This window comes from Devosia sp. Root105 (assembly GCF_001424865.1).
GTDB lineage: Bacteria > Pseudomonadota > Alphaproteobacteria > Rhizobiales > Devosiaceae > Devosia_A.
In genome coordinates this window covers 26,329-36,714 of record NZ_LMCR01000007.1, presented here as the reverse complement: position 1 = coordinate 36,714, position 10,386 = coordinate 26,329, and the positions used below count along the sequence as shown (strand labels likewise).

At 66.9% G+C, this 10,386-nt stretch carries 8 protein-coding genes; 2 read left to right on the top strand and 6 right to left on the bottom strand.

Going from position 1 to position 10,386, the window contains the following annotated elements; translation table 11 throughout:
* Positions 1 to 217 precede the first annotated feature (217 nt).
* The 5 genes from ASC68_RS07895 to ASC68_RS07875 all read right to left on the bottom strand — a co-directional run bounded on the left by ASC68_RS07895 (position 218) and on the right by ASC68_RS07875 (position 5,133).
* On the bottom strand, positions 218 to 946 hold the full coding sequence (locus ASC68_RS07895; protein ID WP_055877452.1) for a TIM barrel protein: 729 nt from the start codon (positions 944 to 946) through the stop codon (positions 218 to 220).
* Positions 947 to 1,007: 61 nt separating this feature from the next.
* Complete coding sequence (locus ASC68_RS07890; protein ID WP_055877449.1) at positions 1,008 to 1,931, bottom strand: sugar phosphate isomerase/epimerase; 924 nt, start codon at positions 1,929 to 1,931, stop codon at positions 1,008 to 1,010.
* 39 nt (positions 1,932 to 1,970) lie between these two features.
* Entirely contained in the window at positions 1,971 to 2,801 is an 831-nt protein-coding gene (locus ASC68_RS07885; protein WP_055877446.1) for a carbohydrate ABC transporter permease, read from the bottom strand.
* A complete protein-coding gene (locus tag ASC68_RS07880; protein ID WP_248310508.1) occupies positions 2,798 to 3,685 on the bottom strand; it encodes a sugar ABC transporter permease in 888 nt (295 codons plus the stop codon). The genes ASC68_RS07885 and ASC68_RS07880 overlap by 4 nt, the downstream gene beginning before the upstream one ends.
* 230 nt (positions 3,686 to 3,915) lie before the next feature.
* Positions 3,916 to 5,133, bottom strand: coding sequence for an extracellular solute-binding protein (locus ASC68_RS07875; protein WP_055877442.1), 1,218 nt, complete (start codon positions 5,131 to 5,133; stop codon positions 3,916 to 3,918).
* Between the two features lie 475 nt (positions 5,134 to 5,608).
* On the opposite strand from ASC68_RS07875, the gene ASC68_RS07870 reads away from it, so the two are divergent.
* Positions 5,609 to 7,252 (top strand): GMC family oxidoreductase, encoded by a 1,644-nt coding sequence (locus ASC68_RS07870; RefSeq protein ID WP_055877439.1) that lies wholly within the window; start codon positions 5,609 to 5,611, stop codon positions 7,250 to 7,252.
* A 142-nt stretch (positions 7,253 to 7,394) separates the two neighbouring features.
* Positions 7,395 to 8,447 (top strand): LacI family DNA-binding transcriptional regulator, encoded by a 1,053-nt coding sequence (locus ASC68_RS07865; RefSeq protein WP_055877436.1) that lies wholly within the window; start codon positions 7,395 to 7,397, stop codon positions 8,445 to 8,447.
* A gap of 41 nt (positions 8,448 to 8,488) precedes the next feature.
* Here the strand turns inward: ASC68_RS07865 and ASC68_RS07860 are convergent, their stop codons facing one another.
* Positions 8,489 to 10,378: a beta-L-arabinofuranosidase domain-containing protein gene (locus ASC68_RS07860; protein ID WP_055877432.1), complete on the bottom strand. Its 1,890-nt coding sequence runs from the start codon at positions 10,376 to 10,378 to the stop codon at positions 8,489 to 8,491.
* Positions 10,379 to 10,386 lie beyond the last annotated feature (8 nt).

Below are 10,386 nucleotides of genomic sequence, written 5' to 3'. Positions count from 1 at the left end.
CTCTCAAGGTTCGGACCAGCTCGACCAGCCCCCAACACCGTGAAAACTGTCAGCGATGTATCCGGACAATAGTGTCAGCGATCTTCCCGCTTGCTCACGCAGACACCGGCCTCGGCCCAGTCCGCCTACGATCAGTGCGTGGGGCACCCCCCTCCCACCACGCTTTCGCGTGGTCCCCCCTCCCCCGCAGGCGGGAGAGGGAATCCCGACTGCACGTTCAGTGGCCGTCCGACACCCGCCGCAACACCGCCTGCGCGCCCGCGTACAACCCCGCACTCGCCCCGACCGGCATCGCCTCAATCCCGACAAACCCCGCATAGCCCGCCTGCAGCAGCCAGCCGAGCTCCGCTGCCCAGTCATGCGTCCCTGCCCCGAATTCGTGGCGGCCGGGAATGTCCGCCACCTGGATGTGCCCCACCAGCGGCATGTTCCCCGCCACCGCCCAGCCGAGCGGCTCGCCGTTGAGGATGGCGTGGTAGCGGTCATAGAGGAACCGCACGTTGGGCCGGTCGAGCCGGCGCAGCAGGGCGAGCGCGCTTTCGCTATCCTGCAGCAGCGCGTTCGGCCCCTCGAACTGCCGGTTCACCACTTCCACCAGCAGCTCGACCGGCAGATCGGCAATCGCATCGGAGGCCCGGGCCAGCGCCTCGCCGGCGGCCGCGAGCTGCGTTTCGAGCGCCACGCTAGCACTGATGTCGCCTGCCAGCACCACCAGCTTCGGACAGCCGAGCTCGACCGCCACCGCCGCCGTCTCGGATACCCGCCGCACGAACTCGGCGTGCTCGGCCGGCTCGGCCAATTGGCACTTGTTGCGCCAATCCTCGACGCAGAGCGTTTCGAGCCTGGTGCCGGTGTCACGCAGCGCGCGGCCCAGCGCCGCAAGCGGCTTGTCCCGCCAGTCCCAGATTTCCACCGCCGGAAAGCCGGCATCGGCTGCCGCCCGCACCCGATCGGGGACGGACGATCGCCTTCGGCGAAGGCCAGCTCGATCGAGATGGAAAAGTCGATCACTTCCCCCGCACCGCGTCGACCACTGCCCGGCCGGCTTTCAGCGCCGCGACCGGATCGCTCGCCGCATCGAGTTCGAGCAGCACAATGTCCGCACCCGGAGTGTTGAGCATCGCCTCCGACCAGGCATTCCAATCGACGATGCCGACGCCGAAATCGGCCATATAGCGCTGCTGCTGGCTGTAGATGGTGTGGTCGATCGTGAGATCGGTCTCGATCCTGCCCACCGCATCCTTCCAGTGCGCGAGGATGATGCGCTGGTCGTGCTGGCGCGCCACCCGCACCGGATCGCCGCCGCCCAAGGTGATGTGGCAGGAATCCGGGCAGAGCCAGACATAGCGCGGGTCGGTATAGGCCATGAACAGCGCGATATCGCGCTCGTACCACAGCGCGCTGTTGGATTCGGTATGGAGCGCCAGCTTGATGCCGGCCCCCTCGATTGCCTCACCCACCGCATGGGCGATGTGGGCCATCTCAGCCATGAAGGCCTGATCGATGAACATCGGCGGCCGCACGCCGCGGGTCTTCCGCATCGGCAGCCCGGTAACGAGGATCTCGCCGCCCGCCTCGGCGATGAACGCCGCCCGCCGCTCCGCATCGGCGATGATGGCGCCGAGATCGGCGGTGCCGCTCCAGGCCGGCGCATCGGCCATGAAGGCGCTGACCACCGCGAGGCCGCGGCTATCGAGCTCGGCCCGGAACGCCTTGGCGCTGCCGAAGGCCTTCAGTACATTGTCGATGCTGCCCGGCGCGAAGGTCAGTTCGAGCCCGCTGACGCCGGCTTCGCTGAGCGCGTTGAGCACCGTGCCCCAGAACTTGTCGAGATTGGCCGCCGCCCAGCTCCCCAGTTCCGCCTCGCTCTCGAGGCCCCAGAACCGGGGGTGGTAGAAGGTGATGATGTCGGTCGCGAGCCGGCTGGCCATGGACTTATCTCCGCTGGATGAAACTGAGGGGTGTGGGCGTTATTTGAGCCCGGTGACGGCCACGCCGCGCACGAAGTACTTCTGCAAAAACAGGAACAGGATCAGCACCGGCAGCAGCACCACGATGGCGCCGGCGAGCAGCAGGCCATAGTCGATCGAGCGCGCCGCCTGGCTGGCGACGGCGAGCCCCACCGGCAGGGTGTAGGTGCCCTGGTCCTGCGCCACGATCAGCGGCCAGAGGAAATAGTTCCACGAGTTGAGGAAGGTGATGATGGCGACCGTCGCAATCGCCGGCCCGACCAGCGGCAGGAAGATGCCGAAAAAGATGCGGAACTCCCCGGCGCCATCGAGCCGGGCGGCTTCGAGCAGCTCGTCGGGCACCGAATCCGCGAACTGGCGCATGATGAACACCGCGATCGGCATCACCGCGATCGGCAGCACGATGCCGGCCAGCGTATTGACCAGGCCGAACTGCACGATGATGAAGAACTGCGGCACGAACAGCGCGATATAGGGGATCATCATCGCTGCGAGGATGCAGCCGAACACCAGCTTGCTGCCCTTGAACGGGAGCTTGGCCAGCGCATAGCCGGCGAGCGAACTGAACAAGACGTTCGAGGCGACGGTGAACGCCGAAACGATCAGCGAATTGCCCATATAGGTGCCGAACTGCCGGCGCTCGAACAGCTCGGCGAAATTGGCGAGGTTGGAGAAATCCTGCGGCAGCCAGGCGCCCGGCGCCGCCATGATCTCGCCCTGCGTCTTGAAGGCGCCGAACAGCACCCAGACGAAGGGCATGAGCACGATGGCTGCCACGAGGGTCAGTGCGGCGTAGAGCAGCGCGGTGCGCAACGGGTGCTTGCCGCTCATCGCCAGGCCCTCAGCAGCCTGAGCTGAAGGATGCCGAGCAGCACCACGATCGCCAGCATCACGTAGGAGCCGGCCATCGCCGCGGCGATATTGCCGTGCCCGAACTGCTCGTAGACCCAGAGCGCCACCGACTTGGTCGCGCTGAGCGGCCCGCCCTTGGTGAGGAGGTACGGCTCATCGAAAATGTTCATGTAGGAGACTGTCATCAGGACGCTGACCAGCACGGTCGCCGGTTTCAGCAGCGGCAGGGTCATGGAGAGGAAGCGCCGCCAGGCCGAGGCGCCGTCGATCGCCGCCGCCTCGTAGACATCCTCGGGAATGGCCTGCAACCCGGCGAGAAACAGCACCATGCAGGTACCGACATTGCGCCAGGTGGTGAGGAGGATCACCGTGCCGATCGCCATGTTCGGGTCGCCCAGCCAGTTGGGGCCGAGGAGGCCGAGCGAGCCGAGGAAGGTGTTGACCGGCCCCTTCAATGTGAAGGCGTATTGCCAGATCACCGCGGCGGCGACGATGTTGGTGATGACAGGCAGGTAGAAGGCCGAGCGATAGACGGCGCGGAGCCGCCGGATGCCGCTGTTGAGGGCGAGTGCGAGGATCAGCCCGATCGCCATCGTCAGAGGCACGCCGATGACGATGAAGATCCCGGTGGTCCACAGCGACTTGAGGAACCCCGCATTGGTGAGCACGCGGGCAAAGGTATCGAGGAAGGTGAAATCCACCTCGAGCGGGCGCCGGATATCGGCAACGCCCATATCGGTGAAACTATAGACCAGGGCCACCAGCGCCGGGATGGCGGTGAAGACCAGGAAGATTGCGAGGAACGGCGCGACGAACAGCCAGGCCGTGGCAGCCTGCCACGACGATCCCCGCCTTGTGCCCACATTGGCCAACACAATTCTCCGAGACGATGTTTCCGCCGAATTCCCGGGCCGGTGCGGGAAGAGTACCCCCTCCCCTGTCCCCTCCCCGCAAGGGGGAGGGAGACGCTCACACTGACGCCAGTGTTTTGGTCTCCTCCCCCTCAGGGCGCTACCGCGTCCCCTTGCGGGGGAGGGACAGGGTGGGGGTGCTCTATGCGAACCGAACCATCCCGCGCCCTATAGCGCCAGCCTCAGTTCCCGACCCCAGCCGACTCCGCGAAGGCCTGCACGTCGTCGAGCACTTGCTTCGCCGTTGCCTGGCCGCGGGCCACCAGTTCCATCTGCTGGCCGAGATAGGTGCCGACCTGGCTCCAGGTGGAAACCTGCGGCACGTCGACGGCAGTCTGCAGTGCCTCGCGCTGCGCGTTGAGCAGCCCGTTGGCGGCAATGGCCGGATCGTCCCAGGCCGCCTTCACCGCGGGGAGGCTGCCAAAGTACATGTACCAGGCGACCTGGGTTTCGGGCTTGGTCATGTAGCGCACCAGCTTCCAGGCGGCGGTCGGGTTCTTGCCGTCCTTCAGCACCGCAAGGCTGCCCGAGCCAAGCGCCGAGACGCTGCCGGCGGGGCCGGCCGGCATGGTTGCCGTGGCGAGATTGGCAGTCACCCACTCGCGCCCATTGGCATCGACCAGCCACTGCTCGAACCAGGGGCCGATATCCTTGCCGGCGATCTCGTTGGAGGTGAACCACGGCACGGTATCGAGGAATTTCGGGCCGTCGGGCGAAGCGAGCCCCTCGGAAAAGAACGAGCCCCAATAGTCGAGCGCCGCGACATTGGCGTCGGAATTGATGGTCCATTGCGTGCCGTCGGCGCTGAGGAAGCCGCCGCCGTTCTGGTGCACATACTCGTTGAGGCCCTGGGCGTTGTAGATATCGTAGCCGATATCCATGCCGAGCCCCCAGGTGGCGCCCTGCCCCTGCATCGCCTTGGCGAAAACCTTCATCTCATCCCAGGTCTTGGGCGCGCCGAGCCCGGCCTTGTCGGCCAGATCCTTGCGATACTGGAACATGGTGGCATAGGCATCCATCGGCACGCCGTAGGCGACGCCGCCCTTGACGCTGGTGGCATAGGCGCCGGGGAAGAAATCCTCGGCCTTGACCAGCCCTTCAGGCACCGCTGCAAAGGCCCCGGTCGCCATCAGGCTGGCCTGGCTCTGCGAATAGAGCCGCACCAGATCGGGCACCGTGCCGGCAGCAATGGCGGTCAACAGTTTTGCGTCGAACTGGTCGGACGGGATCTGGGTGATCTCCACCTTCAGCTCAGGGTTGGCCTTCTCGAAATCGGCAAGGAAGCTCGGCAGCTTCTCGCCCTCGGCGCCGCCGATCCAGAGCTGCAGTACCCCGCTCGCCGGAGCATCGTCGATGGTCTGGGCATGGGCAGTGGCGGCGAGGCCGAGCGACGCGGCCAAGGCGGAGGCGCCGATAAGGACGGCCCTCCGAGCTACACGATTGGTGGACTTCATACCTGTTCCCCGAGCTGGTGATGAGTGGGCACTCGTGTCCGTGGGCGCCGTCTAAACGTCTTCCCTCGAGACACCGGTTAGGCTTGGCAATCGATTGCCATGACGCTATTGGTTGCATATGCTGATTTTCTACGCAAGCGGGATTTGTGCACATGAGATGGGCAGTTGAGAGCGACAGCGGACCGGGCGCTAAGCCCTTGGCGCTGATTGGTTAGTTGTCGGGGGAATGCACGCACCGGTCTCTCAATCATCCTCCCCCGCGTGGCGGGGGAGGGGGACCGCCCGAAGGGTGGTGGAGGGGGGGGCCAAAGCCGAGACTCTTCTCCACCAGCTTCGCTGGTCCCCCTCCCCCGCCCCGCGGGGGAGGATCACGACTGCACCGCCGGTGACCCAACCTTTTTCAAACGGAGCAATTCTCACCATGGCTGATGCCACCTACGACGCGCTGATTGTCGGTTCCGGCGCTTCCGGGATCTTCGCGGCGCAGGAACTCACGGCGCAGGGGCTGAAGGTGTTGCAGCTCGAAGCGGGCCCCGAGATCGGGCCGGCCGATTTCGATGCCGCCGACCGCCCGCGCCAGACCGATATTAACCTCTGGCAGCGGGCCAAGGCGACGCTGAGCGGCCAGGGCGTGCAGGCGCGCGCCGCGTTCTTCGATGGCCGGATGCGGCATCTGTTCGTCAACGACATCAAGCACCCCTACTCGACGCCGAAGGACGCGCCCTTCGTCTGGATACGGGCCCGCCAGGCCGGCGGCCGGACGCACACTTTCGGGCGGGTGCTGCTGCGCTGGACCGATGATGATTTCAAAGTCCGAAGCCGCACCGGCCGGGGCGTCGACTGGCCGATCGATTATGCCGAGCTCGCCCCGTATTACGAGGAAGTCGAGCGCGCGCTCGAACTCTATGGCCAGCCCGACAACGTCCCCACCCTGCCCGACAGCCTCTATGCGCATCGCGCCGAACTGACCGGACCCGAGCAGCAGTTCAAGGCCGCCGTCGAAGCGCAATGGCCCGAGCGCAAGGTGGTGACCTGGCGCTATATCGGCCCCGAACCGACCCGCGTGCTGCGCCCGTTGCGCGAAGCCATCGCCTCGGGCCGGCTCGACATCCGCTACAACACCATCGCCCGAAAAGTGCTGACCGACGCGACCGGCAGCCGTGCCACCGGTGTCGAGGCGATCGATACGGTAACCGGCAAGGTCCAGGTGCTCAGCGCCCGCGCCGTGGTGCTCTGCGCCTCGCCGGTCGAGAGCATCAGGCTGCTGCTCAACTCCGCCTCCGACCGGCACCCCCTCGGCCTCGCCAACAGCTCCGGAACGCTCGGGCGGTATTTCGTCGATCAGCTGCCCTCCGTCGCCGCCGGCACCTTCCCCGCCGCCACGGGTTGGTCGACCGCCGACACGGCTCCATCAGATCCGTTCTACGGCCCCTCGGGCGGCGTCTACCTGCCCCGCTTCGTCGGCGCGGACGGCACGGCCAGCACTGATTTCGCCTACCAGGGCTCGATCGGCCGCAGCCGCACTGCGCCCGACCGCCCGGCCCGGCTCAGCTTTTTCGGCTATGGCGTGATGGCGCCCGACCCGGATAACCGCGTCACCCTTAACCCGCGTCGCAAGGACGCCTGGGGCATGCCGATCGCCCATATCCGTTGCAAGATCGGCCCCGAGGACAAGCAGACGCTGGAGCGCGAACTCGCCGCCCTGGTCGAAACCGTCGAGGGCGCCGGCGGCGAGCTCGAGTACATCGGCTCGCCTTTGGGCCTCAGGGAAATGGGCCGCGGCGCCTACCCCGATGCCGACCCGCTGAGCCGGCTGGCCTTCCGCACCCTGTTCAAACAGACCATGGTGATGGGCGCCGCCATCCACGAAGCGGGCGGCGCGCGCATGGGCGCGGCGCAGGCGGATTCGGTGCTCGACCGCTACAACCGCAGTTGGGACGTGCCCAACCTGCTGGTCACCGACGCCAGCGCCTTCCCCGGCGGCGGCGTCTCGGGCACCACGCTGACCATCATGGCGATGACGATCCGGGCGTGCCGGCAGCTGGCGGGGGAGTTGCGGGGTTAGGGGGAGCCGCAGGACTCTCCTTCATCCTCCCCCGCCCCGCGGGGGAGGATTGCGGCACGGCCGGTGCCCCCACCCACCCCTAGACGCTCACAACCCTCTGCTGTTACGTCACAATCCCGCCCATGGAGAACCGGCTCAAGCGATGGCGAAGCGGACGGAGATTCGGACGGCGGGACCTTCGATTGCCGATGTCGCGCGGGAAGCCGGCGTCGCGACATCGACGGTGAGCCGCGCCCTGACTATGCCGGGTCGCATCGCCGAGCCGACCCGGCTCAAGGTCGAGGCCGCGGCGAAAAAGCTCGGCTATACCGGTGGCAACCAGACGGCTCGGAACCTCCGGATCGGTACCGCCCGGACCATCATGATCGTCCTCCCCGAGGAGCTCTATACCGGCGCCTCGCAGACCGTCACCGAAGTGCTGCGGGCCACCGGCAGCGGGCTCAGCGAGCGCGGCTTTTCGCTGCTCATCGCCAACGTCTCGCGCGAGGCCGATACCGACGAGCATATCCTCACCGTGGCGCTGGGCGGCACGGTGTCGGGCGTGTTGCTGATGGCGACCAACATCCCCGAAGTCGCCGGGCGCAGCCTCGGCGACCTCGGCCTGCCGATGGTTTCGCTGCACTTTGATTTGAGCGGCAAGAACATCCCCAGCGTCGTCAGCAACGACCACGAGGCCATCGGCAATGCCGCAACGCAACTGGTGGGGCTCGGCCACCGGCGCTTCCTCTATGTGCGCGGGCGGCTCGACAACTACCACGAGATCGAGCGGCTGCGCGGCGTGCGCGACGCGCTCGAGGCCAGCGGCCTGCCCGAGAGCGCGCTGACCCTCAGCCAGGGCGATTTCAACTTTTCGGGCGGCATCGCCGCCGGCCACGAGTTCCTCGGGCTCGACCCCGCCGACCGCCCCACCGCGGTGATCTGCGCCAACGACGATACCGCCATCGGTTTCATCAAGACCGTGCTCGATGCCGGCCTCGCGGTGCCAGGCGATGTCTCGGTGATCGGCTTCGACGGCGCCGCCGTCGGCCCGTTCATGACCCCGTCGCTCTCGACGGTGCAGCAGGACACCGCCGAACTCGGCCGCCGCGCCGCCCACCTCATCACCGACATTGTGCTGGGCGAACACCGCTCCAACCAGCACCGCTTCGAGGTGCCCTGCACCATCGTGCTGCGGGACAGTGTCAGGGCCCGCTGAGCCTGATGCGCTGCATTGTGGGTGATCGGAGCGGCGTTCCCTCACCCCGCGCCGCCGCGCCATGGGAAGGCGGTGATGCGGAGGGTTTGGGCGCCGCAGGGCACCAGGCGGATCGGTTGGTTTGGCGTGGTGTCGCGGATCGGGCTCAGTGGCGTTTCGTCGGCGATGTGGTCGTCGCGCGCCAGCGTCCATTGCGGTAGCGGGATGCCGGCCAGCGTCAGGCTGAGCGGCGAGGTCTCGGGCAGCCAGGGATTGATCGGCATTGGCGAGCGCTCGATCGAGAGGTCGATCGCGCCGCCATTGGCATCGCGGTCGAGCCCGTAGTTCCACGGCGATTGCGCCGAGAACTCCATCTCGTCGAAGCCGTCGGGCAGCGGGTTGAGGATGGTGCGCTGTTCGGCGATGCGGAGCGAAAACACCAGCGGGCCGCGCCAGACGCTGACGCTGCCGCTATGGCCGGTTGCAAGGCTGACCGGCGCGTCGAAGCTCAAGGTGACGGTGTCACCGCCCTGCCACTGCCGCTCGATCCGGAGAAAACTGCCGGCAACCACCGCGTCGATCGGCTGGCCGTTGAGCTCGGCCCGGGTGGCCTTGCTCCAGTGCGGGATCCGCAGCAGCAGCGGGAACGACACGGGGCGGGCGGTTTCGACGTTGAAGCGGGTGGTGTCTTCGAACGGGTAGTCGGTCTGCTGCGTGATGCTGACCGCAACGCCATCGATCTCGGTCGAGACCGTCGTCGGACCATGGGCGACGGCAGCAAGGCCGCCTTCGGCCGTCGCCATCCAGGCGTATTGCACATATTTGGGCCAGCCCATGTGCAGGTTGTAGCAGCAGCAATGAAAGCCCGAATGCGGGCTGACCAGCAGGTCGTCGCCATGGTCGTCGCGGAACGGCATCAGCCCGCGCGGGTTGGTGCGCGCCACCGGCATATTGGGCAGCGAGTAATATTGGTGCTGCTTGAAATCCTTGGTGGTGGCCGCCGCGAGGAGGTTGAAGGCGATCCGCTCCTGTTCGTCTCCGATCGCCGGGTCGGCCAGCACCTTGAGCGCCATGGCGTTGCTGAGGATCTGCTCGGCCATCGAGCAGAGCTCGACGCCCTGCGTGTCGGAATGGCCGACCAGCGCCTCGGTGCCGCTCCACATGCCGAAGGCGAGGCCGTGCTCTTCGCGGAGCTTCTCGTAGCCGATGCCGAAGGCGTCGCGATGGCTCGCCTCGCCGCTGCGCTGGTAGAGCACCACCGGATATTTCATCGCCTGCGAGACGTTGACGGCGTGGCTGGGCGCGAAGTCGGTCTCCTTCACTTCCAGCGTATTGAAGAACTCCAGCCAGCCATTACCCTGCGCCGGCAGGGCGTCGGCGATCTCGAGCAGAAAACTCTCGCCGGTGCGGTTGTAGAGCCAGAACAGTGTGTCGATCTGATCGGCCACCCGGGCGCGGGCCCAGTTGTGCAGCGGCTGGCCGGCCACGGTATCGCCGAGATAGCGGGCATAGCGCAGCAAGGCGGGAATGATGCGCGCGTCGCCGGTCGCTTCGTGATAGTCGCGCAGCGCCCAGCAGATCACCATGCGCGGCCACCAGTCGAGATTGGAGGCGGGGCCGATCTGGCCGTTCGGCTGCTGCCCGTCGAGCAGCGCATCCACCCACGCTTGGACCTTCTGTTTGAGGTCGGCATCGTCGTGGAGGAAGGCGAGGCTGATCAGCCCGCGGAGATAATACGGCCCCTTCTCCCAGTCTTCGCCCGTGCCGCCGCGCCAGGCACTGTCCGGCCCCAGCGATGGCAGGATCGTTTCGGCATGGCCGGTCATCCCTTCGGCTTGCAGCTTCAGCTGGTTGGCCAGCCACCCCCCTGCCCTGACGCTGCCAAGCGGCAAGGGGATGAACGGCGTCTCGAGCAGCGGCGCGCGGTTGGCGACGGGGGAACTGGCGGTCATATGGGAGG

Coding starts and splice junctions, on each gene's coding strand:
- ASC68_RS07865 (WP_055877436.1), top strand. CDS start 7,395: ATGGCGAAGCGGACGGAGATTCGGACGGCGGGACCTTCGATTGCCGAT.
- ASC68_RS07860 (WP_055877432.1), bottom strand. CDS start 10,378: ATGACCGCCAGTTCCCCCGTCGCCAACCGCGCGCCGCTGCTCGAGACG.
- ASC68_RS07885 (WP_055877446.1), bottom strand. CDS start 2,801: ATGAGCGGCAAGCACCCGTTGCGCACCGCGCTGCTCTACGCCGCACTG.
- ASC68_RS07890 (WP_055877449.1), bottom strand. CDS start 1,931: ATGGCCAGCCGGCTCGCGACCGACATCATCACCTTCTACCACCCCCGG.
- ASC68_RS07870 (WP_055877439.1), top strand. CDS start 5,609: ATGGCTGATGCCACCTACGACGCGCTGATTGTCGGTTCCGGCGCTTCC.